Source organism: Amycolatopsis sp. NPDC003865 (assembly GCF_053605345.1).
Window position 1 is genome coordinate 1 of sequence record NZ_JBSGJA010000020.1, and the last position, 26,911, is coordinate 26,911.

The 26,911-nt window shown below is 71.0% G+C and carries 26 protein-coding genes; 12 read left to right on the plus strand and 14 right to left on the minus strand.

The features are described from left to right. Nucleotides 1-93 precede the first annotated feature (93 nt). Together ACWEVP_RS36865 and mca are read right to left on the minus strand one after the other, a co-directional pair. Entirely contained in the window at nt 94-420 is a 327-nt protein-coding gene (locus ACWEVP_RS36865) for a hypothetical protein (protein WP_452067198.1), read from the minus strand. Next, entirely contained in the window at nt 417-1,319 is a 903-nt protein-coding gene (gene mca / locus ACWEVP_RS36870) for a mycothiol conjugate amidase Mca (protein WP_452067199.1), read from the minus strand. The genes ACWEVP_RS36865 and mca overlap by 4 nt, the downstream gene beginning before the upstream one ends. 136 nt (nt 1,320-1,455) lie before the next feature. Here mca and ACWEVP_RS36875 point away from each other — a divergent pair, with 136 nt between their 5' ends. The 3 genes from ACWEVP_RS36875 (at nt 1,456) to ACWEVP_RS36885 (ending at nt 3,451) form a co-directional block, all read left to right on the plus strand. Next, a complete protein-coding gene (locus tag ACWEVP_RS36875) occupies nt 1,456-1,899 on the plus strand; it encodes a DUF4307 domain-containing protein (RefSeq protein ID WP_452067200.1) in 444 nt (147 codons plus the stop codon). A gap of 195 nt (nt 1,900-2,094) precedes the next feature. After that, entirely contained in the window at nt 2,095-2,598 is a 504-nt protein-coding gene (greA, locus tag ACWEVP_RS36880) for a transcription elongation factor GreA (protein WP_286002088.1), read from the plus strand. A gap of 49 nt (nt 2,599-2,647) precedes the next feature. Next, nucleotides 2,648-3,451 (plus strand): MBL fold metallo-hydrolase, encoded by an 804-nt coding sequence (locus ACWEVP_RS36885; RefSeq protein WP_452067201.1) that lies wholly within the window; start codon nt 2,648-2,650, stop codon nt 3,449-3,451. 3 nt (nt 3,452-3,454) lie between these two features. Here ACWEVP_RS36885 and ACWEVP_RS36890 read toward each other — a convergent pair whose 3' ends face one another. Then, complete coding sequence (locus ACWEVP_RS36890; protein ID WP_160696256.1) at nt 3,455-3,928, minus strand: Lrp/AsnC family transcriptional regulator; 474 nt, start codon at nt 3,926-3,928, stop codon at nt 3,455-3,457. Between the two features lie 109 nt (nt 3,929-4,037). Here ACWEVP_RS36890 and hppD point away from each other — a divergent pair, with 109 nt between their 5' ends. The 6 genes from hppD (at nt 4,038) to ACWEVP_RS36920 (ending at nt 11,832) form a co-directional block, all read left to right on the plus strand. Continuing rightward, a complete protein-coding gene (gene hppD / locus ACWEVP_RS36895) occupies nt 4,038-5,237 on the plus strand; it encodes a 4-hydroxyphenylpyruvate dioxygenase (protein ID WP_452067202.1) in 1,200 nt (399 codons plus the stop codon). Nucleotides 5,238-5,360: 123 nt separating this feature from the next. Further along, nucleotides 5,361-5,918: a YbaB/EbfC family nucleoid-associated protein gene (locus ACWEVP_RS36900; RefSeq protein WP_452067203.1), complete on the plus strand. Its 558-nt coding sequence runs from the start codon at nt 5,361-5,363 to the stop codon at nt 5,916-5,918. 10 nt (nt 5,919-5,928) lie between these two features. After that, on the plus strand, nt 5,929-6,237 hold the full coding sequence (locus ACWEVP_RS36905; protein WP_436393472.1) for a type VII secretion target: 309 nt from the start codon (nt 5,929-5,931) through the stop codon (nt 6,235-6,237). After that, complete coding sequence (locus ACWEVP_RS36910) at nt 6,237-10,121, plus strand: hypothetical protein (protein WP_452067204.1); 3,885 nt, start codon at nt 6,237-6,239, stop codon at nt 10,119-10,121. The genes ACWEVP_RS36905 and ACWEVP_RS36910 overlap by 1 nt, the downstream gene beginning before the upstream one ends. A 5-nt stretch (nt 10,122-10,126) precedes the next feature. Beyond that, a complete protein-coding gene (locus tag ACWEVP_RS36915) occupies nt 10,127-10,966 on the plus strand; it encodes an immunity 49 family protein (RefSeq protein ID WP_452067205.1) in 840 nt (279 codons plus the stop codon). A gap of 20 nt (nt 10,967-10,986) precedes the next feature. Next, the gene (locus ACWEVP_RS36920; RefSeq protein ID WP_452067206.1) at nt 10,987-11,832 is read left to right on the plus strand and encodes a ferredoxin; all 846 of its coding nucleotides are present in this window, start codon (nt 10,987-10,989) and stop codon (nt 11,830-11,832) included. Here ACWEVP_RS36920 and ilvA read toward each other — a convergent pair. Continuing rightward, entirely contained in the window at nt 11,817-13,019 is a 1,203-nt protein-coding gene (gene ilvA / locus ACWEVP_RS36925) for a threonine ammonia-lyase (RefSeq protein WP_452067207.1), read from the minus strand. The two genes, ACWEVP_RS36920 and ilvA, sit on opposite strands and share 16 nt — an antisense overlap. Nucleotides 13,020-13,114: 95 nt before the next feature. Here ilvA and ACWEVP_RS36930 point away from each other — a divergent pair, with 95 nt between their 5' ends. Then, nucleotides 13,115-13,378 carry a hypothetical protein gene (locus tag ACWEVP_RS36930; RefSeq protein ID WP_364453480.1) on the plus strand — a complete coding sequence of 88 codons (264 nt, stop codon included), beginning with the start codon at nt 13,115-13,117 and terminating at the stop codon, nt 13,376-13,378. A gap of 81 nt (nt 13,379-13,459) precedes the next feature. Next, nucleotides 13,460-13,936, plus strand: coding sequence for a TIGR03618 family F420-dependent PPOX class oxidoreductase (locus tag ACWEVP_RS36935; RefSeq protein WP_452067208.1), 477 nt, complete (start codon nt 13,460-13,462; stop codon nt 13,934-13,936). 3 nt (nt 13,937-13,939) lie between these two features. On the opposite strand, the gene ACWEVP_RS36940 is transcribed toward ACWEVP_RS36935, so the two are convergent. The 6 genes from ACWEVP_RS36940 to ACWEVP_RS36965 all read right to left on the minus strand — a co-directional run bounded on the left by ACWEVP_RS36940 (nt 13,940) and on the right by ACWEVP_RS36965 (nt 20,688). Beyond that, nucleotides 13,940-15,097 (minus strand): cystathionine gamma-synthase, encoded by a 1,158-nt coding sequence (locus ACWEVP_RS36940; protein WP_452067209.1) that lies wholly within the window; start codon nt 15,095-15,097, stop codon nt 13,940-13,942. A 34-nt stretch (nt 15,098-15,131) separates the two neighbouring features. Continuing rightward, on the minus strand, nt 15,132-15,566 hold the full coding sequence (locus ACWEVP_RS36945; protein ID WP_452067210.1) for a hypothetical protein: 435 nt from the start codon (nt 15,564-15,566) through the stop codon (nt 15,132-15,134). A gap of 41 nt (nt 15,567-15,607) precedes the next feature. Next, nucleotides 15,608-16,051, minus strand: a complete 444-nt coding sequence (locus ACWEVP_RS36950) for a hypothetical protein (RefSeq protein ID WP_452067211.1) — start codon at nt 16,049-16,051, stop codon at nt 15,608-15,610. A 357-nt stretch (nt 16,052-16,408) separates the two neighbouring features. Then, nucleotides 16,409-17,920, minus strand: a complete 1,512-nt coding sequence (locus ACWEVP_RS36955) for a hypothetical protein (protein ID WP_452067212.1) — start codon at nt 17,918-17,920, stop codon at nt 16,409-16,411. Between the two features lie 128 nt (nt 17,921-18,048). Continuing rightward, the gene (locus ACWEVP_RS36960; protein ID WP_452067213.1) at nt 18,049-19,419 is read right to left on the minus strand and encodes a cystathionine beta-synthase; all 1,371 of its coding nucleotides are present in this window, start codon (nt 19,417-19,419) and stop codon (nt 18,049-18,051) included. 333 nt (nt 19,420-19,752) lie between these two features. Further along, nucleotides 19,753-20,688 carry a pentapeptide repeat-containing protein gene (locus ACWEVP_RS36965; RefSeq protein WP_452067214.1) on the minus strand — a complete coding sequence of 312 codons (936 nt, stop codon included), beginning with the start codon at nt 20,686-20,688 and terminating at the stop codon, nt 19,753-19,755. Between the two features lie 116 nt (nt 20,689-20,804). Between ACWEVP_RS36965 and ACWEVP_RS36970 the strand changes: the two genes are divergently transcribed. Then, a complete protein-coding gene (locus ACWEVP_RS36970) occupies nt 20,805-22,025 on the plus strand; it encodes an acetyl-CoA C-acetyltransferase (protein ID WP_452067215.1) in 1,221 nt (406 codons plus the stop codon). Nucleotides 22,026-22,085: 60 nt separating this feature from the next. On the opposite strand, the gene ACWEVP_RS36975 is transcribed toward ACWEVP_RS36970, so the two are convergent. The 4 genes from ACWEVP_RS36975 to ACWEVP_RS36990 all read right to left on the minus strand — a co-directional run bounded on the left by ACWEVP_RS36975 (nt 22,086) and on the right by ACWEVP_RS36990 (nt 26,808). After that, nucleotides 22,086-23,045, minus strand: coding sequence for a GIY-YIG nuclease family protein (locus ACWEVP_RS36975; RefSeq protein ID WP_452067216.1), 960 nt, complete (start codon nt 23,043-23,045; stop codon nt 22,086-22,088). Nucleotides 23,046-23,049: 4 nt separating this feature from the next. Then, complete coding sequence (locus tag ACWEVP_RS36980; RefSeq protein WP_452067217.1) at nt 23,050-24,582, minus strand: DHA2 family efflux MFS transporter permease subunit; 1,533 nt, start codon at nt 24,580-24,582, stop codon at nt 23,050-23,052. Between the two features lie 67 nt (nt 24,583-24,649). Then, nucleotides 24,650-25,918, minus strand: a complete 1,269-nt coding sequence (locus tag ACWEVP_RS36985; protein WP_452067218.1) for a YeeE/YedE family protein — start codon at nt 25,916-25,918, stop codon at nt 24,650-24,652. 134 nt (nt 25,919-26,052) lie between these two features. Beyond that, a complete protein-coding gene (locus ACWEVP_RS36990; RefSeq protein WP_452067219.1) occupies nt 26,053-26,808 on the minus strand; it encodes an LppU/SCO3897 family protein in 756 nt (251 codons plus the stop codon). Nucleotides 26,809-26,911: the final 103 nt, after the last annotated feature.

A 26,911-nucleotide genomic window follows, 5' to 3' on the forward strand; every position in this document is an offset into this window, starting at 1 on the left:
GGGCACCGGGTCAAGGCATCTTTCCCGCCTTGACGCGGTGCCGCCGGCCGTAGTCACAATCAGGCTTCGGGGTTGCCGCAACCAGGGAAGATCTCAGTCGGCTTTGCCCGACGAGGTGCCATTCGGCTGCTTCTTCTCCGGCTCCGGTTCCTCGGCCTTCTCCGGAGCCTCAGCCTCGGGCGCGGCCTCCGCGGGAGGCTCGTCGAAGCTGGCCGGAACCCGCTTCAAGTGCTTAGTCATCGACCGGACCAGGAACGCCACCGCGATGAGGAACAGGATCAGCACCAGGAAGCCGACCGGGGAGGACTTGCCGAAGTCCTCCCCCTGCCCGCCGTTGTCGCCGTCACCCGGCTGCTGCGTCAAGACCAGGGCCGACGCGGTCACCGGAAGCGCCACGCCGGCCGGCAGCGTCAGACTCATGTGTTCACCTTCTCCTCGACTCCGATGCCGGCGAACAGGTCGTCCTCCGGCAACGTGCTGTCGACCTGGGACTTGACCAGCTCGTACTCCTCCGTCGGCCAAGTCTCGCGCTGGATCTCCAACGGGACGAAGAACCAGCGGCTGTTCGGGTCGATCTGCGTGGCGTGCGCCTTGAGCGCCTCGTCCCGCGTCTCGAAGTATTCACCGCACTCGACGCGGGTCGTCACCCGCTCCATCACATCGGCGCGATCCGGGTCCCACTTGGCCAGCCACTCGGTGTACGGCGACTCGAGCCCGGCCTCCTTCAGCGCCGCGTCGAAGGCGATCATCCGGGCCTTCGAGAAGCCGTGCATGTAGTACAGCTTCAGCGGCTGCCACGGCTCGCCGGCGTCGGGGAAGCGCTCCGGGTCCGGCGCCGCGTCCCACGCCGCCATCGTCACCTCGTGCGTGCGGATGTGGTCGGGGTGCGGGTAGCCGCCGTTCTCGTCGTACGTCGTGATGACGTGCGGGCGGAACTCGCGGATCACGCGCACCAGCGCCTCGGTCGACTCCTCGAGCGGCACGACCGCGAACGAGCCCTCGGGCACCGGCGGCAGCGGGTCGCCCTCCGGCAGGCCGGAGTCGACGAAGCCCAGCCAGCGCTGGCTCACGCCGAGGATCTTGGCCGCCCGGGCCATCTCCTCCCGGCGGATCTCGGACATGTTCGCGAGCACCTCGGGCCGGTCCATCGCCGGGTTGAGGATGCTGCCCGCTTCACCCCCGGTGCACGTGACGACGAGCACCTCGTGCCCTTCGGCGGCGTAGCGCGCCATCGTGGCGGCGCCCTTGCTCGACTCGTCGTCCGGGTGTGCGTGCACGGCCATCATGCGCAAGCGCGGCTTCGTCTCCTGGTCCACCATGCTGCGAACGACTCCTTCTCTACCCGTATTCCGCGACCCACCTGCGGGCCGCCCACCCAGCGGGCGGATACTCGAAGCCGTACCCGCCCCACCATTGTCCCCACGGGTACGACAAGAACGAGCAGGAGGCCCCGCGTTGGCAGGCGGACCGGCGGAAACGGCAGCCCCCGCGCTGCCCGAGGGCCGGTACGGCACCAGCCGCGCGAAGGCGCCCCGGCGCTGGCGCCGGTGGCTCTTCCTGGCGATCGCCCTGCTGGTCAGCGGCGTGATCGCGTGGGTCGCGTACGTCAACCTCGGGTCCGCGCCGATCGACGCCGAGCGGGTCGCGTTCAGCGAGAAACCGGGCAACGCGATGGAAATCACCATCAACGTGACGCGGGACGACAACAGCAGGCCGGGCGTGTGCATCGTCCGGGTCCGCGACAAGACCGGCGCGGAGAGCGGCCGCAAAGAGCTCCTGATCCCCGCCGGCGCGAAGTACAGCAGGATGAGTACGACGATCAAGAGCATCGGGGAACCGGTGACCGCCGACGTGTACGGCTGCTCATACGAGGTACCACAGTATTTGTCAACCCCATAGCGGCCAACGGGGTGAACCGCGCGCCCAACGCCCACGGCATGCGGATTTAACGGGCGTCGACCTGTCGCGCCGTGATACTCTGACCGTTCAGCACGGCCCGCGACGGGCCGTGTTTTTCCTTTATCTCAGCCACGCGGGCACCTACGCCCGTGTGGGCCGGCTTGAACACGCAAGCCTGGCAGGCCCGACGAGGAGATGGTGACCGTGAGCGACACCAAGGTGACCTGGCTGACCCAGGATGCCTACGACCGGCTCAAGCACGAGCTCGACGAAATGATCGAGAATCGTCCGGTCATCGCCGCGCGCATCAACGACAGCCGCGAAGAGGGCGACCTCAAGGAGAACGGCGGCTACCACGCCGCCCGTGAGGAACAGGGCCAGGCCGAGGCGCGCATCCGGCACCTGCAGGAGCTGCTGCGCTCGGCCAAGGTCGGCGAGGCGCCCGCGAACGACGGCACCGCCGGCCCGGGCAAGGTCCTCACCGTCCGCTACGAGGGCGACGACGAGGACGAGAAGTTCCTCCTGGCCACCCGCGAAGAGGGCGCCGAAGGCGAGCTCGACGTGTACTCCCCGGAGTCGCCGCTGGGCAAGGCCCTGCTCGGCGCCAAGGAGGGCGAGTCCCGCGAGTACGAGCTGCCCAACGGCAAGCTGCAGAAGGTCACCCTCGTCAAGGCTGTTCCTTACTCCGACGGCAAGTAATCGCGGCTAGCGTGTCCTCCCAGGATCCACATTCTGGGAGGACAGCACCGTGAGCACCGAACCGATCTGCCAGGCGTGCGGCATGCAGTACGCCGTGGCCCGCGACGACTGCCCGATCTGCGAGGACGAACGCCAGTACGTCCCGCAGTCCGGGCAGCGGTGGACGAACCTTTCCGCGCTCCGCGAAAGCGGCACGTACACGCCGCGGATCGAAGAGCAGGGGCCGGGCATCATCGGCGTCGGCTCGACCCCCGGGTTCGCGATCGGCGAACGCGCGCTGCTGGTCCAGGCGCGGTCCGGGAACTTCCTCTGGGACTGCGCCGCCTACCTCGACGACGCCCTCGTCCAGCAGGTGCGCGACCTCGGGGGCATCACCGGCATCGCGATCAGCCACCCGCACTACTACACGACGATGGTCGAGTGGGCGCACGCGTTCGACGTGCCGATCTACCTGCACGAAGGCGACCAGCAGTGGATCGGCCGGCCCGACCCGGCGGTCAAGCTGTGGTCGGGCACCACCCTCGACATCGCCGAGGACCTGCGCCTGATCAACCTCGGCGTGCACTTCATCGGCGGCACGGTCCTGCACTGGCCGGACGGCGAAGACGGGCAGGGCGCGCTGCTCTCCGGCGACATCGTGCAGGTCATCCCCGACCGGACTCACGTCGGCTTCATGTACAGCTACCCGAACCTGATCCCGGAACGGCCGGAGGTGGTCCGCCGGGCGGCGGAGCTGCTGGCCGGATATCGCTTCGAAGCGATCTACGGCGCCTGGTGGGACGCGATCGTGCGGACCGACGGCTTCGAGGTCGTCCAGCGCTCGGCCAAGCGCTACCTGGCCCAGGTCGTCTGAGCCTCAGCCCCGCGCGGTCCGCTCCAGCAGCGGGCGGACCCGCGGCGGCACCGGCGTCGACAACGCGATCGACGTCGACGTCCGCAGCACGTCCGGGACCCCGACCACCTCGTCGATCACCCGCTGCAGGTCGTCGTTGCCGCGCGCGACCATCCGGACGAACAGGTCGCCCTGGCCGGTCGTCGCGTGGACCTCGCACACCTCGTCGATCGCCGAAAGCGCTTCCGTGACCTCCGCGCGGCGGCCCTGGGCGATCTCCAGCCACGCGAACGCCGTCAGGCCGTAGCCCATCGCCGCCAGGTCCAGTTCCGGCGGGAAGCCGCCGAGGATGCCGCGCTCGGTCAGCCGGTCGAGGCGCGCCTGGACCGTGCCGCGCGCGACCCCCAGCCGCCGCGCGCACTCCAGCACGCCGAGGCGCGGGGAGTCGGTGAGCAACAGCAGCAGTCGCGCATCCAGCGCATCCAGGTTCTCCGGCATGCACAGATTGTCCATGATGACAGCCCGTACCCGGCAGTCACTGGTCAGAGTGTCCAGCTAAAACAGAGACCATTGCGCATCTTGCCTCGAAGGGATGATCCTTCGGGGTATGACCCAGACTGCCGAACCCCAGGGTGCGCTCGACGACGTCAGCTACGACCAGCTGCGTCAGCTCGTCGGGCTCGTGGACCACGACGCCTCGACCGACCCGTTCCCGGTCAAGGCCATGGACGCGGTGGTGTTCATCGCCGGCAACGCCACCCAGACCGCCTGGTACTACCAGATCGCGTTCGGGATGCAGCTCGTCGCGTACTCGGGCCCCGAGACCGGCGACTTCGAGCGCAAGTCCTACGTGCTGAAGTCCGGCTCGGCCCGGTTCGTCATCACCGGCGGCGTGAAGCCGGACTCGCCGCTGCTGGACCACCACCGCAAGCACGGCGACGGTGTCATCGACCTGGCGCTGGAGACCACCGACGTCGACAAGTGCGTCGAGCACGCCCGCACGCAGGGCGCGACCATCCTCGAGGAGCCGCACGACGTCTCCGACGAGCACGGCACGGTCCGCATGGCGGCCATCGCGACCTACGGCGAGACCCGCCACTCCCTGGTCGACCGGTCGCGCTACACCGGCGTCTACCTGCCCGGCTACGAGCCGCGCGAGAGCACGATCAAGCGGCCCGAGGGCGCGCCGAAGCGGCTGTTCCAGGCCGTCGACCACTGCGTCGGCAACGTCGAGCTCGGCAAGATGGACTACTGGGTCGACTGGTACCACCGCGTCATGGGCTTCGTGAACATGGCGGAGTTCGTCGGCGACGACATCGCGACCGAGTACTCGGCGCTGATGAGCAAGGTCGTGTCGAACGGCAACCACCGGGTCAAGTTCCCGCTGAACGAGCCGGCCGTCGCGAAGAAGAAGTCGCAGATCGACGAGTACCTCGAGTTCTACGACGGTGCCGGCTGCCAGCACATCGCGCTGGCCACCAACGACATCATCGCGACGGTCACCGCGATGCGCGCCGCCGGCGTCGAGTTCCTCGACACCCCGGACTCCTACTACGACGACCCGGAGCTGCGCGCCCGGATCGGCAACGTCCGCGTGCCGATCGAGACGCTCAAGGAGCACAGCATCCTGGTCGACCGCGACGAGGACGGCTACCTGCTGCAGATCTTCACGAAGCCGATCGGCGACCGCCCGACCGTCTTCTACGAGCTGATCGAGCGCCACGGCTCGCTCGGCTTCGGCAAGGGCAACTTCAAGGCGCTGTTCGAGGCCATCGAGCGCGAACAGGAGCGCCGCGGCAACCTCTGACACATCTCGGTCAAAGGCCACCATCGGGAACCTCCGGGTCCCCTATGGTGGCCTTTGACGTGAATCGGGAACCGACGGCGTCCCGGATCCGTCAAGGTGGGGAAGCAGAGAGAAGGGGCCGTGATGCCGGACAGCATCGACGCCAGCGACGCGATGATCGACAACTGGACCAAGCGGCTCGAGGAGAACGCCGCCCGGTACCAGGCGCTGGCCGATCGCGTGCAGGGCCAGTCGGTCACCGAGCGGTCGAAGGACGGCACGGTCCAGGTGACCGTCGATTCGCGCGGCCTGCTGAAGAACCTCGTCATCGCGGAAACCGCCACGAACAAGCGGATGGCCGAGGTGTCGGCCCAGGTGATGCAGCTCGTCCAGCGCGCGCAGGCCCGGATCCCCGAACTGCTGCAGCAGGCGATGAGCGAGACCACCGGCACGGGTGACCAGGCCGCGGCGGAGATCGTCCGCGAGGCGCAGAGCACGTTCCCGCAGCCGCCGCCGGAGCCCGAGCCCGCGTTCCCGGAGCCCGACCGCGTCCGCCGGTTCCTGCCGGAGGAGACCGACGAGCAGCAGCCGCGCACCCCGCCGCAGCCACCGGCGCCGCCCGCCCCGCCGCAGCCGCCGCGGCGCCGGCGTCCGGCCGACACCGACGATGACGACGACTTCGGCGGACCGATCCTTTCCTGAGGGGGAACCGATGACGGATGTGGAACTCAGCACCGACCTGACGGCGCACGCCCACCAGCTCGACGCCATCGGGGACGGGCTGCAGCAGGCCGTCGACGCGGCGAACCAGGTCAGCATGCCGACCGACGCGTACGGCATCCTCTGCCAGCCGTTCCGGATGATGCTGGACCCGGTCGAGCAGTACGGGATCGACGCGCTCAAGGACGCCGTGCAGGCGATGACGGCGGTGTCGGGCAAGGTCCGTGAAGCCGCGGCGGCGTACCACAAGTACGAATCCGGCGTCGCCGACGACCTGAACAAGTCCGCGGGCGGTGCGTGATGCCGGAGGGGAACCCGCTCGTCGTCGACGCGAAGAAGGACCCGGACGGGCCGGGCGCCTTCACCGCGGGCAACGGTGACTACGGCTGGGCCGGCGGTATCGGCATCGCCGAGTCGTCGATGGACGCGTTCAACGGCATCAAGGACGGCGACTGGGTTTCCGGCGGCCTGGGGATGCTGTCGCTGGCCGGGGAGATCGCCGGCGCGGCGATCGACCCGTTCGGCTACCTGATGTCGTCGGTGGCCTCGTTCCTGATGGAACACGTCCAGCCGCTGAAGGACATGCTGGATTCGGTGGCGGGCAACCCGCCGGTGATCCAGTCCTACGCCGACACCTGGGGCAACGTCTCGAAGGCGCTGGGCGAGCGCAAGACCGACTTCGACAACGCGGTCAAGAACGGCACGACGGGCTGGACGGGCGCGGGCGCCGACGCCTACCGCAAGTTCGCCGCCGAGCACAGCGAAGCGCTTTCGGGCGCGGCGACGGTCGCCGGCGCGATCAGCACGGTCACGATGATCATGGGCCAGGTCGTGTCGTTCGTCCGCGAGACGGTGCGGCAGCTGATCGCGGACCTGGTCGGCAAGCTGATCGCGTGGGTGATGGAGGAGGTCTTCTCCCTCGGCTTCGGCACGCCGGTGGTGGTGGCGCAGGCCTCGGCGGCGATCGCCAAGTGGGGCAAGAAGATCGGGGAGCTGCTCAAGAAGCTGACCGACACCATTCGCAAGGTGTCGCCGCTGCTGTCCAAGCTGGTCGATGTCTTCGAGAAGATCGCGAAGGTGTTCGGCAAGGTGCTGGGCAAGGTCAGCGGCCTGGACGGGTTGAAGGTCAAGGAGGGCGGGTTCGTCCACAAGATCCCCAAGGAGGGCGGCGGGGTGCACACCCGCGCCCACGGTGGGGACGGTGCGCATTCCGGCGAAGGTGAGGGATCCTCGGGCGGGGACGGTTCCGACGGTTCCCACGGCGGCGAGGGGGATTCCTCGCATTCCGGCGACGGGGATTCCTCGCACGGCGGCGAGGATTCGTCGACCGGCTCGGGCGATGGCCGTGGGGATTCGCCGAGTTCCGACCCGACGAACACCGACCCCGGGTCCCGCCGGAGTTCGAGCCGGGAGGGATCGGGGTCACCGGACGGGGACAGCTCGCCGTCGCACACGGGCGACGGAGACGGGGCGCCGTCCCACACCGGGGACGATTCCCCTTCGCGCTCGGGCGATTCAAGCTCTTCGCCGACGCGATCGCCTTCGGGCGACAGCAGTCCTTCGCCGACCCGGGGCAGCGACAGCGCCCCTTCGCACACCGGCGACAGCGGTCCTTCACCGACCCGAGGTGGCGACAGCACGCCGTCGCACACCGGCGACAACAGCCCTTCCCACACCGGGGACAGCACCCCATCGCGGGCCGGCGACAACAGTCCCTCGCCGACCCGAGGTGGCGACAGCACGCCCTCGCACACCCGCGGAAGCGACAGCACCCCCTCCCACACCGGCGACAACACACCATCGCGGGCCAGCGACAACACTCCCTCGCCCACCCGCGGAAGCGACAGCACCCCGTCGCACACCGGGGACAGCACCCCATCGCGGGCCAGCGACAGCACTCCCTCACCCACCCGCGGAAGCGACAGCGCGCCCTCCCACACCGGAGACAGCACTCCGTCGCGGGGTGGGGACAGCAGTCCTTCACCTGCCCGTGGCGGCGACAGCACCCCCTCGCACGCCGGGACCGATTCCCCCAGCAATGCCGCGCCGCCGCGGGCCGATGGCACCACCTCGGCCAGTGGTACTGCGCCCGCCGCTCCGCGGACCGGGGATCCCGGCACCCTCCCCTCCCCCCGCGGTGGCGACGGTGCCGCCGTCCCGTCGCAGGGCGGCGCTCCGATGATGGGCGGCGGCGGTGGCATGCCGCCCGGGGGCGGTCCCGGCGGCGGCGGGCTCGGCGGTGGCTCGCCGCGCACCGGCGGCGGCTGGACCGGCACCCCGGGCAGCCCCGGCGCGCACAGCCCGCACGTCGACGCCCCCGGCCGGCCCCGCACCGGCGGTGACCTGCCCGGCGGCCGGCCGCGCACCCCGGACGCGCCCGCCCCGGCGGCCCGCGGCTTCGGGCCCGGCACCCACGGCCCCGACACCCACGCGCCCGGCAACCGCCCCGGCGGCCCGCACAGCCCCGACGGCGGCGCCCCCGGCCACCCGCACGAAAACACCCCGCACGAGAACACCCCGCACGAGAACACCTCCGGCCACCACGAGGGCGACGGCGGCGCACCGCACCACGAGCCGCTCACGCCGGACGAGGTCAACGCCCGCCACTCCGAAAGCACCCCCTCCGGCAGCTCGTACCACGCCGGCGACCCGGACATGGGCGACCTGCCGCACCGCGTGCACCCCGACCCGGACGGCCGCTACACCGTCGACGTGCACGTCACGCCCGACGGCCACGCCCGCATCGGCGACCGGCTCTACACCCCCGAAGAGTTCGCGGACGTCCTGCGCCGCAACGGCGACTACGACGGCCGCCCGATCCGGCTGATCGGCTGCGACGCGAGCTCCAACGACTTCGCGCACCGGCTTTCGCGCGAGCTCGACACCGAAGTCCTCGCCCCCACCCGGCCCGCCTGGACCGACTCGAACGGCCGCGTCTTCTCCTCCGACTACGAAATCGGCCCGGACGGCCGGATGCGGCCGCGGATCCCGCCGGACGGCGAGTGGAACGCCCACCAGCCGGACGGCTCGACGCACCGGGCGGGCGACGACGGGTTCGCCCCCGGCACCCACGACCGGGCGGCGTCGGCCGACACCGCGCGCGCCCGCGGCGAAGAGCCGGGCTGGCAGGACCGCCCCGGTCCGGACGGGCGCACGCCCCGCGAGAACATCGCCGACCCGGAGTACATCAAGAAGCACTACTACCGGCGGCCGACCGAGCACGGCGAAGAGCTGGTCATCAACCACCGCCACGCGAACGTCATCCCGCCGCCACCCCAGCTCGACCTCGTCGACGGGCAACCGCGGTTCAAGAGCGACCGGCCGCCGGCGGAGTCGCTCGGCTTCGACGAATCCCGCTCCTCGACGCACCCGCCGCAGCGGACGCCGGAGCACGAAGTGACCCCGGAGGGGCACGAACCGGCGACCGGGCACGACCAGGCTCCCGGCCAGCACGAGCCCGGGGAGGTGCCCGACACCCGGAACTGGCGCGAAACCGACTACGACCGCATCGACGACCGTGTCCACGACCGCCAGGTGGCCCAGGACGAGTACCACGACACGCCGAAGGACGCCGACGACTGGGTCGACAAGCACAACGCGAGGAACGACGCCTCCGAACGGCTCGGCGAAGAGGCGTCCGGGCACGCCCTGCGCGACCGGCTGCACCGGGACTTCTCCGCGTCCTTCCCCGGCGAGGACTTCGACGTCCGGCCGCACCCGGACGCGCCGGAGGGCAGCCACCGCTACCAGATCGTCGACGCGGACGGCAACGTGCGGGCCGAGATCACGCCACGGCACCCGATCGACGGGGGCAAGCCCGGCGCCGGCAACTTCGACCACATCTGGGAGGTCGACTACAAGAACGGCGGCGAGCCGCACTACATCGTCCACGAGGCGAAGGGGCCCGGCGGGCAGCCGAGCACCCACTACGACCGCGTCCGGGACCGGACCTTCCAGCAGGGCCACCCCGAGTACTTCGACTACCTCGTCCGGCGGATGGAAAAGACGGATCCGGACCTCGCGGACGCGCTGGAGCGGGCCAAGCTGGAGCACCGGCTCGACTACGTGGAGGTCCGCGCGCGGGTCGACGAGTCGGGCAGCACGCACGTCAACACTGGCTACGATTACAAGCCGTACAACGGTTACGGCTACCAGTCGCCACTACCGGCACCACCGGCGGAATGAGATCGATGACCACCGTGTCGAGGCACCCCATTGACCAGGACGTCGCCCGCAAGCAGGTCGACTCCCTGTCCCGGAAGATCGGCTTCTACATCGACTACGTCGAAACCGATCCGAGCGCGCTGAACAACGTGCTCCGCCGGGCGATGACGCTCACGCAGTACCGCAGCGTGGTCGATCCCGCCGCCGCCGACCCGGAAACCTGGCGCGACCTGCGGACGGCGGCCGAAGCGGGCACGGCGATCTTCGCGGCGGCCACCGGCGAGGGCGAGGTCGAAGCCGTCGTCACCCGGCCGATGCGCATCGCCGCCACCGGCCCCACCTCGACGGCGGACGCCGGCACCTGGCTCACCGCGACCTGGCTGGCCGTGGTCGACCGCAACGACGACCTCGTTCAGCGGCTCTGTTCGGTTCCGCTCGACCTGCCGCTGGCGTCCGGCGAGTACGACGCGTACATGGGCCCTTGGCTCGAGAGCGTGCGGAACTTCCTGACCCGCCGCGAGATCCCGGCGGAGCTGTTCGGCGCGGTGATGGACGGCACCGACCCGGACGCCGTCCGGAACACGCCGCGGCGGACCCTGCTGCAGCTCGTCTACCCGCCGATCGAGATGTTCTACTACGTGCTCCGCCGGGACCAGGAGAAGTTCACCACCTCCTTGACCAGGGCGCTCGAACAGCACCGCAGCTTCTGGACGAGCGACGAAGAGCTCGTCGACGACCCCGCCGGCTTCCTCGCCCTCGCCCCGCTCGCGGTGGCTGTGCTGGCGCGTTCGGCCGGCCTGGAGGTCGACGTCGAATCCGGGTACCTGCCCACGAACTTCCTGCTGGGCGACCGGCCGCCGGCGTAGACGGCGAGGAGAGGAACGGAATGACCCAGCCGCCGGGGCCGCTGCGCCCGGACCAGCAGCAGGAGATCGTCCGCCAGATCGGGGCGGTGCTGATGTCGCAGGTGCCGCCGGGGTGGCGGCAGCTGCGCGTGGAGTACCGCGCGGCCGGGCGGCACGTCGAAGCCGACCTGCTGGTGACCGGGCCGGACGGCCTGCCCCGGCCCGGACAGCCGCACCCGGAAGCGGTGCGGCTGCTCGGGGTGCTGCGGTCGGGCATGTACCAGCCCGGCGTCGGCACGTGGCTGGGCGCGATCTTCGTGTTCGAACCGGCGCAGCCGCCCGACGTCGACTTCGTGCGGCCCGACCTCGAACCGCCGTTCCGGCAGCAGCCGCCGCCGATCGGGTTCGCCGACGAGCTGCGGTTCTTCCCGCGCGCCGATGAGCACATCCCGGCCTGGCTGCGCGAGCGCGCCGGCCTGACCCCGCCGGCCGCCGACGGCGAGGTGCGCACACCGCGGATCTACGACGGCCTCGACGCGTCGGGCCGCCCGCTCATCCGCCGCCCGCAGCTGGTCCCGGCGGAGATCGAACGGGTGCTCGCGTACCTCGACGCGGCGCCGGTCATCCTGGCCTCGCGCAGCAACGGCCCGGACGCGTTCGCGCCGGACCGCGCGGACGCGGTGCCGATGAACTTCCGCACCGACGGCGCCTGGGCGTGGCCCGGCGCGGTCGCGTACTACCTGCGTGAGCACGGCGTGCCGCCGGACCCGGACCTGGTCGCCCACATCCGGGCCCGCCGCTTCACCGCACCGACGGAAGTACCCGAGCCGGCCAAGGACCTGGCCCTCGCCGCGATCACCGGAGAAGAGCCTCAGACCACCGTGTAGCCCGCGTTCGTCAACGCGATCTCGAGGTCCTTGCAGTGCTCGGGACCGCGGGTTTCGAGCGCCAGCACGATGTCGGCCTCGCCGAGGTCGAGGCTGCCGGAGATCCGCGAGTGCTCGACGTCGAGGACGTTCGCGCCCAGCTCGCTCACGCACGACAGCACGCCCACCAGCGAGCCCGGGCGGTCCGGGACGCGCAGGTGCAGGCGCAGGTAGCGGCCGCCCGCGGTCATGCCGTGCTGGATGATCTGCAGGAGCAGCACCGGGTCGACGTTGCCGCCCGAAAGGATCGCCACCACCGGGGGCTCGAAGATCCCGGGGTGCTGCAGCAGGGCCGCGACGGTCGCCGCGCCGGCCGGCTCGACCACCAGCTTCCGGCGTTCCAGGCAGAGCAGCACCGCGCGGGACAGGGACTCCTCGGACACCGTCACGACGTCGTCCACCAGCGACGCGACGTGCGCGAAGCTGACCCGGCCCGGTTCGCCGACCGCGATGCCGTCGGCCATCGTCGAGGTCGAGCCCAGCCGGACGGGCGCGCCCTGGGCCAGCGACGGCGGGTACGCGGCGGCCTCCTCGGCCTGGACGCCGACGACGCGGACGTCCGGGCGCACCGCCTTCACCGCCGACGCGACCCCGCCGACCAGCCCGCCGCCGCCGGTGGCGACCAGGATCGTCTTCACGCCCGGCACCTGCTCGAGGATCTCGAGGCCGACGGTGCCCTGGCCGGCGATGACGTCCGCGTGGTCGAAGGGGTGGATGAACACCGCGCCGGTCCGTTCGCCGAACTCGATCGCGGCGGCGAGGGTCTCCTCCAGCAGCGCGCCGTGGAGGTGGACGTCGGCGCCGTACCCGCGGGTCGCGGCGAGCTTCGGCAGCGGGGCCCGCAGCGGCATGAAGACGGTGGACTTGGCCCCCAGCAGCGACGACGCGAGCGCGACGCCCTGCGCGTGGTTGCCGGCGCTGGCCGCGACGACGCCGCGTTCGCGCTCGGCGGCGCCGAGGCCGTGGATGCGGGTGTAGGCGCCGCGGATCTTGAACGACCCCGTGCGCTGCAGGTTTTCGCACTTCAGGTGCACCGGACCGCCGTGGAGCTTGCGCAGGTCGCGCGCGTGCTCCATCGGCGTCACCCTGGTCACTCCTTTTAGGAGTTCCCGGGCGGCCTGGATCCGCTCGATGGTGACGAGTTCCATGGCCCGGACTATGCCACTCAGGAACTCCACAGGTTGACAGGGCGGGTGGCCGGGTACCCTGGTGCGTGTCAACGCACGGTAAACAGGGAGCAACCATGGCACGGGGGAACGACGCTCGACGGGCTCGCGCCACCCGGTCCGCCGGGCTGGTCCCGCTCGTGATCGGCCTCGCGTCGGCCGCCGCGCTCACCGGAGCCGCGTACATCACGGTGGACAGCGCCTCCTGCGCGTCCCCGGCCCAGTACATCCGCCACGACAGCCACGTCGAGCTGGTCGGCGGCTGCGTGGACGGCGCGAACCTCCCGGCCGCGGGCACCCCGAAGTCCGGCGGCGTCGTGCACGGGAACTACAACCCCTGACCTGGCGGGTTACCCCGATGTGCCCCGGGAACAGGAAAGTGCCTTCTTCCGCGGGACCCGCCGGTCCCCGATGATCACCGGGTGACCACCGTTTACGAACCGGGCCGCGGCCCGGGACCCGCGAAGCCCACCGAAGACGCGCTGACCGAGCTGCTCGGCAGCCACAGTTTCGGCGCGCTGGCGACGGTCAACCGCGCCGGCTTCCCGCACTTGTCGACCGTCGCCTACGCGTGGGACCCCGGGGAGCGCGTCGTGCGGATCGGCTCGACGGCGGGCCGCGCGAAGGTCCGCCAGCTGGCTCGCGACCCGCACGCGTCGCTGTACGTCGGCAGCGACGACCACCTGGCCTTCGCCGTCGCGGAAGGCGTGGCCGAGGTCTCGCCCGTGAGCACCGAGCCGGGAGACGCGACCGGGCGGGCGCTGCTCGCGATGCAGGCGCCGTTCACCGATCCCGAAGAGGAAGCCGTGTTCCTGCGCAACATGGTCGAAGACCGCCGCGTGCTGATCACGCTCCGGGTGGAGCGCCTCTACGGCGGCGGTCTCGACGTCGGTGCTTGAGGGTCAGCCCAGTGCGGCCAGCAGGTCGGCCACCAGGTCGCGGCCGTCTTCGATGCCGACCGACAGGCGCAGCAGGTCCGCCGGGACCTGCAGCGTCGAGCCGGCCGTGCTCGCGTGGGTCATCTTGCCCGGGTGCTCGATCAGCGACTCGATGCCGCCCAGGGACTCGGCCAGGATGAACAGCTTCGTGCGGGACGCCACCTCCAGGGCCGCCGCCTCGCCGTCGGCGTGGCTGAACGACACCATCCCGCCGAAGCGGCGCATCTGCTTGGCGGCCGTCTCGTGGCCCGGGTGCTCCGGCAGGCCCGGGTAGTAGACCTTCGCCACCTTGGGGTGCTTGACCAGCGCCTGGACGATCAGCTCGGCGTTGTCGCTGTGCCGCTCCATGCGCAGGGCGAGGGTCTTGATGCCGCGCAGGGTCAGCCACGCGTCGAACGGCCCCGGCACCGCTCCCGCGGAGTTGCGCAGGAAGAAGAACTGCTCGCGCAGCTCGTCCTCGTTCGTGATGACCGCGCCGCCGACGACGTCGGAGTGGCCGCCGAGGTACTTCGTCGTCGAGTGCAGGACGATGTCCGCGCCCAGCGACAGCGGGTTCTGGAGGTACGGCGTCGCGAAGGTGTTGTCGACCACCAGGCGGGCGCCGGCGTCGTGCGCGACCCCGGCCAGCGCCGCGATGTCGGCGATGCCGAGCAGCGGGTTGGTCGGCGTCTCGCACCAGATCAGCTTGGTCTCGGGGCGGATGGCGGCGCGCACGTCGTCGAGGTCGGCCAGGTTCGCGACGGTGTGCTCGACACCCCACAGGCTGAGCACCTTGTCGATCAGGCGGAACGTGCCGCCGTACGCGTCGTTGCCGAGCACGAGGTGGTCACCGGGGCGCAGGGTACTGCGCAGCACCACGTCGGAGGCCGCCATGCCGGACGCGAAGGCCAGCGCGTGCCGGCCGCCTTCCAGCGAGGCCAGCGCCTCCTCCAGCGCCGAGCGGGTCGGGTTCGCGGTGCGCGAGTACTCGTAGTCGCCCTCACGGGTCCCGCCCACGCCGTCCTGCGCGTAGGTCGAGGTCTGGTAGATCGGCACGATCACGGCGCCGGTGCGGGGGTCGGGCTTCTGACCGGCGTGGATCGCGCGAGTCTCGAATCCCAGTACGGAGTAGTCGTCCACCATGGGTAGAGCGTACGGCGGGGGCCGGACATTCCCGTCAGGTGGGATGGATCTCAGGGGTGCACCAGCGGGCGGCCGGGGCGGACGCGGCGAGCGCCAGGGTGACCAGCGCGGGCGGGACGACCAGGGCCAGCGCGGTCAGCCCGCCCATCGCCAGGTCGCCGGGGCCGCCGAAGGTGACCCCGGCGGCCGCGAGAGCCGCCGACGTCACCGTCGCGAGCAGCGCGGCCGAGCTCCCGGCGATGCAGCCGATCCGGCCCGCGTCCTGCCGCCGCAGGAGCAGGACACCACCGGGCAGCAGCGCCGACGCCAGCACCGCGTCGACGGCCGCGTGGATCGCGACGCGCCCGGCGTCTTCCGGGAACCGCAGCAGCGAGACGACGTCCAGGGCGAGCCCGGCCAGGTAGACCACCCCGCCGAGCAGGGCGAGCAGGGCGGCGGCGCGCGCCGTGCGGCCTTCGGTTCCGGTCACGGCTGCCGAGGATACCGATCACCGGGGGTGACCGGCGCGGGTCACCAGCTCCGGGTCGAGTAGGCCTCCTGGCTCGCCCACATCCCCAGCGTCGGCGTGCGGTAGCGCAGGTAGCGCAACGTCGGCGGCACGAACGCCAGGACCAGCACCAGCACGGCCAGCGCGGCGAGGCCCACCCGGTCGACCATCGCGAAGCCGCCGTGGGTGAACATCGCGTCGGCGAAGCGGGCCAGCGGGACGCCCACCGAGAGCGGCTCGGTCAGCAGCGCCCCGATGGCCAGCAGGGCACCGGCGCCGAGCAGGACCGCGCCCGCCGTCGCGCGGAAGAACGTCACCAAGGCGCCCAGCAGGAGCACCAGCCCGGCGCCGAGGTAGCCGGCCAGGTCGATCAGCACCCAGCCCGGCAGCGCGCCGAGACTGAATTCGGCGGGCATGTCGAGGTAGATCTTGACCGGCACGTATCCGGCGGCGACCGCGGCGGCCAATCCGAGAAGCCCGGCGAGAATCGCCGTTACGCCGGACGGCCTAGTCGATGAACGCGAACGTGAATGTGCCACCGGGTATCCGTGCGGACCGGTCACAACTCCCCCATCAGCTCCAGCGCGGGACTACGGCGTTCACCCTAGTGGGCAAAGGGGGAAATGACTCCGAAAGAGAACGGAATTCGGCCGGACGGCGGAACACAAGATCATTTTCCTGCGGTAGTGGCAGAAATGCTGTCACGCGATCACCGACAGTTGACGTATCGCGTATTGGTCCTCTTCGGACAATTGCGAATTCGGCTATAAATGCAGCGTGCCCCGGAGCCGAAAAGGCTCCGGGGCACGAGAAGGTGTACTAGTTCACCACTGCTGCGGCGGCTGGCCGGGCTGGCCCGGCTGGCCGAACCCGCCGCTCGGCGGACCCTGCTGCCCCGGCGGCTGGCCCCAGCCCTGCGGCGGCTGACCCGGCTGCTGCGGGTAGCCCTGCGGCGGCTGACCCGGCTGGCCGTACCCGCCCGGCTGCGGCGGCTGGCCCGGCTGCGGGAAGCCCCCGCTCGACGGCTGCGGGAACCCGCCGCTGGACGGGTTGGGCCCGCCCGGCTGGCCGTAGCCCGGAGGCTGGCCGTAGCCCTGCTGCTGGGGCGGCTGGCCGTAGCCACCCTGCTGCTGCCCGAACCCGCCCGGCTGGCCCGGCTGACCGAACCCGCCCGGCTGCTGCTGACCGCCGAAGCCCTGCGGCCCGCCGAAGCCCTGCGGGCCACCCGGCGCGGCGGCGCCGTCACCGAGGCCGACGAACTGCTGCGTCGCCGGGATGAGCCCGAGCACGCCCACGATGAGGATGAGGATGCCGAGGATCAGCGGCGGCAGCCCGATGCCGAACGTGTCCTTCTCCGACGCCGAGGCCTGCGCGAGCGTCTCGGCGTTCGGCGTCATGCCGATCTTGATCAGGAGCGCGAAGAGCGTGAGCAGCGCGCCGCCCGCGACGATCGCGATCGGGACGAACTTCTTGATCCCGCCGAGCTTGCCCACGAGCGCCAGCCCGACGCCACCGGCGAGGGAGATCAGCGCCCCCAGCAGGAGCATGATCACGTAGAACCAGAGGGTGCCCGGGCCGACGATGCCGGCCGCGTCGAGGACCTTGTCGATCGCCGCCTGGTCCGGGGCGAGGTCGAAGATCTTCGAGTAGTCGCTCGCGTCGCCCATGTAGCTGAACGAGATGATGAGCGCGACCAGGGCCAGCAGGGCGACCACGCCACCGGCGATGTAGCCGAAGAGGCCGTTGCCCGCGGCCGACGGGCCGCCGAACTGCGGCGGCTGACCGCCGAAGCCGGGCTGCTGGGGGCCGCCGAAGCCGGGACCGCCGAAGCCCTGCGGCGGCTGGCCCGGCTGGCCGTACCCGCCGGGCTGCTGCCCGAACCCGCCCGGCTGACCGTGCTGCCCCTGCTGACCGGGCTGGCCGTAGCCGCCCGGCTGCTGGCCGAACGCCGCGGCCGGGTTGTCGGCCGCGCTCGGCGGCGGGGTGTACGGGATCGCCGGCGGCGGCTGGGAGCCCGGGGGCACCAGCTGCGTGGAGTCCGCGACCGGGGCGTCGCCGCCGCCGACCGGGTTCACCATCTGGGTCGCGTTCGCGTCGACCGGGGGCATCGCCTGGGTCGCGCCCGCCCCGCCCTCACCCGGCTGAGCAGGCTGGACGACCTGCGTCGGCTCCGGCGTCTCCCCGAACGGGGAGCCGCCCTGGGGCTGGGCGGGCTGGACGACCTGGGTCGGTTCCGGGCTGCCGAACGGGTCCTGCTGCGGCTGGGGGCCACTCGGCGGGCCTTGAGGTGGCTGGCCGCCACCCCACGGCTGGTTCGGTGGCTGCGGTGCACTCATGTGGGTCTTGAACCCCCTTGACGAGGACGCGAAAGTTTTGTACTCGCGCTCACGCTATCGGATCACCCGGCGAGGCGCTCGTAACGCCCCTGCCGGGTCGACCGATTAAGACCCTTCTCAGCTGTTGTTCAGCGCCCGGCCAGGAAGCCCAGGAGGTCGTGCCGGGTGACGACCCCGGCGGGCTTGCCGTCGATCAGCACGAGCGCCCCGTCGGCGCCCTCGAGCGCCGTCATCGCGGCGCCGACCTGCTCGCCGCCGCCGATCGTGGGCAGCGGCGGCGACATGTGCCCCTCGAGCCGGTCGGCCAGCTGCGCCTTGCCGGTGAACAGCGCGTCGAGCAGGTCGCGCTCGTTGACCGCGCCGACGACCTCGGCGGCCATCACCGGCGGCTCCGCGCTGACCACGGGCATCTGGCTGACGTCGAACTCCGACAGGATCGCGATGGCTTCGGCGACGGTCTCGTTCGGGTGCGTGTGCACCAGGGCCGGCAGGTGCCCGCTCTTCTTCGTGAGCACGTCGGCGACCGTCGCGCCCGAGGAGTCGGGCGGCAGGAAGCCGTAGGAGGACATCCAGGTGTCGTTGAAGACCTTCGTCAGGTATCCGCGGCCGCCGTCGGGCAGCAGCACGACCACGACGTCGTCCTCGGTGAGCCGCTCGGCGAGCTTCAGCGCGGCGGCGACGGCCATCCCGCAGGAGCCGCCGACGAGCAGGCCTTCTTCGAGCGCGAGCCGCCGGGTGACCTGGAAGGAGTCGGCGTCGGAGACCGGGATGATCTCGTCGGCGATATCGCGGTCGTAGGTGTCCGGCCAGAAGTCCTCGCCGACGCCTTCGACCAGGTACGGCCGGCCGCTGCCGCCGGAGTAGACCGAACCCTCCGGGTCGGCGCCGACCACCTGCACGCGGCCGTCGCTGACCTCCTTGAGGTACTTGCCGGTGCCCGAGATGGTGCCGCCGGTGCCGACGCCCGCGACGAAGTGCGTGATCTTGCCGTCGGTCTGCTTCCACAGCTCCGGGCCGGTGGAGAGGTAGTGGCTCTCGGGGTTCTGCGGGTTGGCGTACTGGTTGGGCTTCCAGGCGCCGTCGATCTCGCGGACCAGGCGGTCGGAGACGTTGTAGTAGGAGTCCGGGTGCTCGGGCGCGACCGCCGTCGGGCACACGACGACGCGGGCGCCGTACGCCTTGAGCACGTTGCGCTTGTCCTCGCTGACCTTGTCCGGGCAGACGAACACGCACTGGTAGCCCTTGCGCTGGGCGACCATGGCCAGGCCGACGCCGGTGTTGCCGGACGTCGGTTCCACGATCGTGCCGCCGGGGCGCAGCTCGCCGGAGCGCTCCGCCGCTTCGATCATGCGCAGCGCGATGCGGTCCTTGACCGAGCCACCCGGGTTCAGGTACTCGACCTTGGCCAGCACGAGCGGCTTGAGCCCCTTGGTCAACGAGTTCAGCTTGACCAGCGGGGTGTTGCCCACGAGGTCTGCGATGTGCTCTGCGTACTCCACGAGCGCCAGCCTAAACGGCGCACCGGTGGAGTTGTCCACTCGTGCGCCGGCGGTCTCCGGGTGCGCGTCGGGCTCGCCGGGTCCGCGTCAGCGAGGTCGGGCCATCCGGCGAAGACCGCGGGCGGCCACCAAGCCGCTCGTCTACACCGGTACCGGCCCGAGGGCCGCTGCACGCTGAGCCGTCGTCCCGTCCCGGAGGTCCCGCCCGGCGTCGACCGTGGTGCGGCACCCCATCCGAGGAGTCCGGCACGCCGTGGAGGCGGCCCGTCCGGTCATCATCGCCAGTTCACCTCCCGTGTCGGAATTGGCGACCCTGTCATCGGTGCGACGATTCTATCGGCGCGCCGGTTGCCCCGGTTCGTCCTTTCGTGTCAATTGTGATCTGCCCGCGCCACTGCGTTCTTCCCAGCCTTCCGGCCAGGTGCGGGGGAACCCCGGTTCGGCCTCGGCACCGGCGAGCCGGGCGGCGGACTTCGTCCCGAAATCGGCCGGACCTGCGAAAACGGCGCCGTTGAACGTCTCGCACCCGGCACCGAATTCGGCCCCGCGAAAATCGACGCGGTTTTTGAACATCGCCTGGTTGAAGTCGGCTTTGCTGCGGAATCTGCTGCCGCGGAAGGACGTCAGCTCGGAGAACGTGGCGCCGTAGCAGGTGATCGACCGGATCGCGCAGTGCGTGAGAGTCAGCCCGACCAGCCGCGCCCCGGAGAAGTCGAGGTCGATGTCCGGCCAGTAGTCGCCGTTCGGCTGCTCGGGCTTGCCGGGGCGCAAGTGCAGCATGAGGATGCGCTGCGCGGTCTTGCGGACCTGCAGCTCCTCCGCGTCCTCGGTGCGGTTTTCGAACGGCATCCGCAGGTAGGCGCAGAGGACGTTGACGATCGTCTGCCGGTGTTCGGGGTACCCGCCGGCGAGCCGTTCGAGCGAGTACAGCCCGGCGAGGCGGACCGGCGCCTTGTCGCTGCCGAGCTGGTCGGCGGCCTTGCCGTAGATCTCGGTGATCCGCCGCTCGGTGGCGTCGTGGTCCTTCTGCGCGAGGTCGAGCTCGGCCGACCGCTGCCGCCGCGCGGCGAGCAGCAGGGCGGCGGCGCCCCCGGTGCCGACGACGATGTTGGCGGCGGTCTTGAGGGCGTCCAGCCGGGCGGAGTCCTCCGGGCGGCCGCCGCCCAGCAGGGTCAGCAGGAGGGTGGCCGCGACGGCGGCGACCACCAGCAGCCCGGCGCCCCACAGCAGGATCGTCCTCGTCCGCAGCACCCGCGTCTCGGTCCCCACCCGGGTGATCCTGCCAGCCCGCTGTTGCGTTGGTCGCGTTCGGCTTTGCCGGGGACGTGGTTCACGGCACACTGATGAGCAACCGCTTAGCTCGCGATACGAGGATGTGTCACGTCATGCCTGAAGCCGTCATCGTCTCCACCGCTCGTTCGCCGATCGGCCGCGCCGGGAAGGGCTCGCTGGTCGGCATGCGGCCCGACGACCTGACCGTGCAGATGGTCCAGGCGGCACTGGCCAAGGTGCCGCAGCTCGACCCCGCCGACATCGACGACCTGATGCTGGGCTGCGGCCTGCCGGGCGGCGAGTCCGGGTTCAACATGGGCCGCGCGGTCGCCGTCGAGCTGGGCTACGACCACCTGCCCGGCTGCACCATCACGCGCTACTGCTCGTCCAGCCTGCAGACCACCCGGATGGCGTTCCACGCGATCAAGGCCGGCGAGGGCGACGTCTTCATCTCGGCCGGCGTCGAGACCGTCTCGCGGTTCGCCAAGGGCAGCTCGGACTCGTGGCCGGACACGCACAACCCGCTGTTCGCCGACGCGGAGAAGCGCACCGCGGCGACGGCCGAGTCGGGCACCGACAGCTGGACGGACCCGCGCGGCGACGGCCTGGTGCCGGACGTCTACATCGCGATGGGCCAGACCGCGGAGAACCTGGCGCGACTGAAGGGCGTCACGCGCGAGGAGATGGACGAGTTCGGCGTCCGCTCGCAGAACCTGGCCGAGAAGGCCATCGCGGACGGCTTCTGGGCCAAGGACATCACCCCGGTGACGCTCCCGGACGGCACGGTCGTCTCGAAGGACGACGGCCCGCGCGCGGGTGTGACCCTCGAGGGCGTTTCGGGTCTGAAGCCGGTGTTCCGCCCGGACGGCCGCGTGACGGCGGGCAACTGCTGCGCGCTCAACGACGGCGCGGCGGCGCTGGTGATCATGTCCGACACGAAGGCGCGCGAGCTGGGCCTGACGCCGCTGGCCCGCATCGTGTCGACGGGCGTGACGGGCCTGTCGCCGGAGATCATGGGCTACGGGCCGGTGGAGGCGTCCAAGCAGGCGCTGTCGCGGGCGGGCCTGTCGATCGGCGACATCGACCTGGTGGAGATCAACGAGGCGTTCGCGGCGCAGGTGATCCCGTCGTACCGCGACCTGGGCATCGACCTGGACCGCCTGAACGTCAACGGCGGCGCGATCGCGGTGGGCCACCCGTTCGGCATGACGGGCGCGCGCATCACGTCGACGCTGATCAACTCCCTGCAGCACCACGACAAGCAGTTCGGCCTCGAGACGATGTGCGTCGGCGGCGGCCAGGGCATGGCGCTGGTCATCGAGCGCCTCTCCTGACGCTGTGACGCGGAGAAGGCCGCCACCGGGGTTCCGGTGGCGGCCTTCTCGCGTTCCGGGTCAGCTGCCGCCGCGCTCCCCTCGCTTCAGCTGAGGGAGCCAGTACTCGGGGGGCTGCGGATCCCCGGCGACGGGCACCTCATCTTCCGAATCGAGAAGCCTCGGCGCCGGGGGTCGAAGAGGCGGCATCGCCAAGGCTGCGCGGGTGCGGCGGACCGCGACCGGCGGGAGCTTCTCGAACATCGGGATGTTCAGTAACAGCGGGAAGCCATTCGGGGCGAACTTCAAGTCCCACGTCCGGCTGACGACCTGGCAGTGATCAATCATCTCGAACATGGCAGTCACCGCGTTTTCCCCTGTCGGATCGACCGCCAGCCACAACAGCCTGTCCCCCGGACGGAGACGTTCGCGGCCGTTGATCACTCCCGCCGGGGCGGTCCCGGCCCGGTCGAGAAACGGGACCGGGTCCTCAGTGGCGCCCTGATCGTCGTCACTGAGTCCCGCGACAGCGCCGACGTTGTCCGTGCCCATCAGTTCGAGGCTGTCGCCGTCGGCGTGCGCTTGCCAGAAGTCGTGCGGATGGAACGGTCTCGACAGCAAGGGATCCAACATGGCCAGCACCACGAAGATCTCACCGGCCTTCGTGGCGAGCGTCATCCGGTCGCCCGCGCCGACGGTGTGAACCTCGTCCGACGCCCACGCATCGATCCCGTCCACCAGCGTAAGTCCTTCGCGGATCGTCTCGATGGCGACTTCGACGGGAACCTCGAAGAACTCGCGGCGCGGGTTGAGCCGGAACTCGGCGAGCGCGTCGTGCGCGAACCGCTCCAATTCCCGCGGACGGCACGTCGCCGCCCGGAATTCGACCGTGAAGGGTTCGGGCAAGCCGGAGCCCGACAGCTCCTTGGCCCGGTCTTCCGCGAGCCGGTCGGTGAACCCGATCTTCACCACGCCCGGATCACGCGGGTTGCGCAGCACGTAGACAAACCCGAACGACCACGGTTTCACGGTCTTCGCCACCGGCTCAGTGGACCATCGCCGGCGGGGCCACCTCGTCGCCTTCCGAGGGGGCCGGCGCCGCCGGCTTGGTCTTCGGCAGGAACAGCGCCGGGACCACGCACAGCACCACCAGCACCAGTGACCACACGAACGTCGTCGAGAAGGCGTCCGCCGCCAAGCCCGTCGCCGCCGCGTGGGACTGGGGGTTCAGGATCGCCGCCGTCGCCGCCAGCTGGCCCTGGGCCGTCGGGACGCCGAACTTGCCCGCCAGCAGCGCCGCCAGGATCGTGGCCATCACCGCCGAGCCGATCGCGCCCGCCGTCTGCTGGACGATGTTCGTCGCCGTCGAGGCGCGGGCCATGTCCTTCGGCTGCAGCGTCTGCAGCGCCGACGTCGTGATCGGCATCATCGTGCAGCCCATGCCCAGGCCCATCACGAACAGCGCCGACAGCAGCGTCCAGTACGGCGTGGTCGCCGTGACCTGGGTCAGCACCGCCATCGCGCCGATGATCAGCACCATGCCCGGCAGCACGATCCTGCGCGCGCCGACCTTGTCGGCCAGCCTGCCGGTGATCGGCATCGTGATCATCGCGCCGATGCCCTGCGGGGCCAGCAAGAGCCCGGCGTGCAGCGTCGTCTCGCCGCGCACCAGCAGGAAGTACGTCGGCAGCAGCATCATCCCGCCGAGGAACGCGACGAAGAACAGCGACATCGTCACCATCGCCACCGTGAACGACCGGTTCTTGAACAGCCGCAGGTCCACCAGGGGGTTCGCCACGCGCAGCGCGCGCAGGACGAACGCCACCAGCAGCGCCAGCCCGGCCAGCGCCGGCAGCCACACCTCGACGGCGCCGACCCCGCCGGCCGACGGGATCTTCGAGACGCCGAAGATCAGCGCCGCCAGCCCCGGCGACACCATCAGCATGCCCAGGAAGTCGAAGCGCGACGCCGTCTCGGGCTCGTCCTTCGGCAGCAGCCGCCAAGCCAGCAGCAGCGTGACGACGCCGATCGGGACGTTGATGAAGAAGATCCAGCGCCAGCTCACCGCGTCGACCAGCCAGCCGCCGAGGATCGGGCCGCCGATCGGGCCGAGCAGCATCGGCACGCCCAGCACCGCCATCACCCGGCCGAGCCGCTGCGGGCCCGCCGTGCGGGTCAGGATCGTCATCCCGCACGGCATCAGCATGCCGCCGCCGAAGCCCTGCAGGACGCGGAAGACGATCAGCGTTTCGATGTTCCACGCCGCGCCCGCGAGCATCGAGCCCGCCAGGAACAGCACGATCGCGAGCATGTAGAGCCGCTTGGTGCCGAAGCGGTCGGACGCCCAGCCGGTGACCGGGATCACGGTGGCCAGCGCCAGCAGGTAGCCGGTGGCGACCCACTGGATGACGTCGAACGAGGTCGAGAACTCGATCGTCAGCTTCTGCAGCGCGACGTTGACGACCGTGGTGTCCAGGATCGCCATGATGGCGCCGAGCACCACCACGGACGCCACTTTCAGGACACCGGCGTCGAGCGCGTCACCGTTCGGCGCCGAGCCGGTTCTTTGCGTAGCCATCAGGAGATTTCCCCCAGTTTCGTCGATTCGTCCGCGACGATACCGGGGGCCTCCGACAAAAAGCCCGTCAGCAGATGCTGTCGGTCGGCACCGGGTTCGCCAGCCCGAACAGCGGCCGCAGCTTCAGCCCCACCCACGTGCCGCCGAGCGCGAACACGCCCCACAGCCAGCCGTGCAGGCTGCCGGTCGAGATCCCGCCGAGGTACGCGCCGATGTTGCAGCCGCCCGCCATCCGCGCGCCGACGCCCATCAGGACGCCGCCGAGGAGCGCGGCCACCGCGGTGCGCCACGGGATCGAGCTGTGGATCTTCCACGCGCCCGCGGCCGCGGCGGCCACCGCCGCGCCGATCATGATCCCGATGTCGGTCAGGCTGTTCTTGTCCGTCCAGATCGGCCCGGCCAGCGACGTCGCGTTGGCTTTCTGCCGCCAGAACTCCCACGACTCCGGGTGCAGCCCGAACACCTGCAGGATCTTGGCGCCCCACAAGGAGAACGCGCTCGTCACACCCCAGATCCCGCCGGACACCAGGAACACCGCGCCGGCCAGCACGCCCAGCACGACCGCGCCGACGAGGACCGGCCAGGAGCCGCGGAAGATCCGCGCGAGGCCGTGCGCGGTCGGCACGACGTCCACCGGCGGCGGCGTGCGGCGGCGCTGCACTGCGCGGGTGACCAGCACGATCCCGGCCAGCACGGCGATCGTGATCGCCCACGAGCCGAACCAGCCGACGTGGTCGGCCAGCAGCACGCCGGGGAAGGCCGGCCAGCCGTTCAGCAGCGGGTACGCCCAGGTGTAGAGCACGGACCCGGTGATGAACCCGCCGAGTGTCAGCACGATCGTCGACTGCCCGGACCCGACCGCGAAGAGCGTGCCGGACGCGCACGCGCCGCCGAGCTGCATGCCGATCGCGAACAGCGTCGCGCCGACGAAGAGGGCGAGCCCGAGCGGGCTGGCCGTCGGCGCCGGCTTGCTGCCGAACAGCCCGGTGCCGGTGCCCGCGATCAGCGCGATCACCGTGGCGGCGGTGCCGAGCAGCAGCGTGTGGGCGCGCAGGCCCTGGCCGTTGCCGACGGCGATCAGCTGCCGCCACGCCGAGGTGAAGCCGAAGCGCGAGTGGAACAGCGCGAGCCCGAGGCCCAGGCCGAGCAGCAGCAGGACGCCGGACTTGGCGCCGTGGCCGGCCCAGACGTACCAGGTCAGGCCGGCCGCGAGAACGCCCGCCACGGCCAGCGGGACCACGCGGACGGGCTCCTCCGGCTTCGGCACGGGCGCGGCGCAGGAGGTGGGGAAGTCGAGGAACTTCTTTTCACCGGCAGGGGATTCGGTCGTCGCCACCAGTACTCCAGGCTCGGCGGGCAGGACGACTCAAGTTAGGTCCGGTGATCGATTTTCCGCAGCTCGTCGCACAGTGTGGGAAACGAAGAAGGCCTCCTCGCGAAGCGCGCGAGGAGGCCTTTCGACGAGGCCGGCTAGTTCGTCTTGACGCACATCGTCGTCGCCGGCTGCGGGTAGATCGCGACGCGGGTGGCTTCGGTGCCCTCGCAGACGCTCTCGCTCGCCTGGCCTTCGACGACCTTCACGAGCTCGGCGTCCTTGCTCGGGTCGGTGCACGCGACCTTCTGGTAGCCCTTGGTCTGCGACGAGAAGTTCGCCAGGCAGTCGCCCTGCTTGGCGTTGATCATCAGGCACAGCTTGTACGAGCTGCGGCCGCTGACCGAGTACGTGTCGTAGCCGGACTCGGAACCGCCGGGGCATTCGTCGCTCGCCTTGTCGAGCTTCGCGGCGATCTTGACGTTCGCCTTCGGGTCGCCGCAGTCGGCCTTCGCCGGGTCGTCGCCGCCACGGGTGAACTCGGTGATCGACAGGCAGTCACCGACGTTGGAGCTGGCCGGCGAGCTGTTGAACGACACGATCCCGACGACGATGGCCACGATCACGACGACGCCGAGGACGCCGAACTTGATGATGGCGCCGGTCTTCGACTTCTTGGGCACCGGCGGCGCGGGCGGGAACTGGCCGCCCTGGAACTGGCCGGGCTGACCGGGCGGCGGCGGGTACTGGCCGGGCGGCGGGCCGTACTGGCCGCCCTGCGGCGGGGTGCCCGGCGCGGCGCCGAACTGGCCCTGCTGGCCGTACTGCTGCGGCTGACCGCCCGGAGGCGGCCCGTAGGGATCGGGCTGACCCACCGGCTGCTGGCCCCCGGGGGCCGGAGGGGGAACGCTCACTGTGCACCTCACACATGTGAAATGAAGAACCGACCGGCACATCCAACACGCAGGGTGAGCACGGCCCGCAGCGGGGTCCCCGAATGCACGAATTACCCACAGA

Excerpts from the sequence above, each read along its gene's own strand:
- greA (WP_286002088.1), top strand. The coding sequence starts at position 2,095 with ATGGTGACCGTGAGCGACACCAAGGTGACCTGGCTGACCCAGGATGCC.
- ACWEVP_RS36980 (WP_452067217.1), bottom strand. The coding sequence starts at position 24,582 with ATGGCTACGCAAAGAACCGGCTCGGCGCCGAACGGTGACGCGCTCGAC.
- ACWEVP_RS36940 (WP_452067209.1), bottom strand. The coding sequence starts at position 15,097 with ATGGTGGACGACTACTCCGTACTGGGATTCGAGACTCGCGCGATCCAC.
- ACWEVP_RS36890 (WP_160696256.1), bottom strand. The coding sequence starts at position 3,928 with ATGCCGGAGAACCTGGATGCGCTGGATGCGCGACTGCTGCTGTTGCTC.
- mca (WP_452067199.1), bottom strand. The coding sequence starts at position 1,319 with ATGGTGGACCAGGAGACGAAGCCGCGCTTGCGCATGATGGCCGTGCAC.
- ACWEVP_RS36930 (WP_364453480.1), top strand. The coding sequence starts at position 13,115 with ATGGCACGGGGGAACGACGCTCGACGGGCTCGCGCCACCCGGTCCGCC.
- ACWEVP_RS36910 (WP_452067204.1), top strand. The coding sequence starts at position 6,237 with ATGCCGGAGGGGAACCCGCTCGTCGTCGACGCGAAGAAGGACCCGGAC.
- ACWEVP_RS36905 (WP_436393472.1), top strand. The coding sequence starts at position 5,929 with ATGACGGATGTGGAACTCAGCACCGACCTGACGGCGCACGCCCACCAG.
- ACWEVP_RS36920 (WP_452067206.1), top strand. The coding sequence starts at position 10,987 with ATGACCCAGCCGCCGGGGCCGCTGCGCCCGGACCAGCAGCAGGAGATC.
- hppD (WP_452067202.1), top strand. The coding sequence starts at position 4,038 with ATGACCCAGACTGCCGAACCCCAGGGTGCGCTCGACGACGTCAGCTAC.
- ACWEVP_RS36955 (WP_452067212.1), bottom strand. The coding sequence starts at position 17,920 with ATGAGTGCACCGCAGCCACCGAACCAGCCGTGGGGTGGCGGCCAGCCA.
- ACWEVP_RS36865 (WP_452067198.1), bottom strand. The coding sequence starts at position 420 with ATGAGTCTGACGCTGCCGGCCGGCGTGGCGCTTCCGGTGACCGCGTCG.
- ACWEVP_RS36915 (WP_452067205.1), top strand. The coding sequence starts at position 10,127 with ATGACCACCGTGTCGAGGCACCCCATTGACCAGGACGTCGCCCGCAAG.
- ilvA (WP_452067207.1), bottom strand. The coding sequence starts at position 13,019 with ATGGAACTCGTCACCATCGAGCGGATCCAGGCCGCCCGGGAACTCCTA.
- ACWEVP_RS36900 (WP_452067203.1), top strand. The coding sequence starts at position 5,361 with ATGCCGGACAGCATCGACGCCAGCGACGCGATGATCGACAACTGGACC.
- ACWEVP_RS36970 (WP_452067215.1), top strand. The coding sequence starts at position 20,805 with ATGCCTGAAGCCGTCATCGTCTCCACCGCTCGTTCGCCGATCGGCCGC.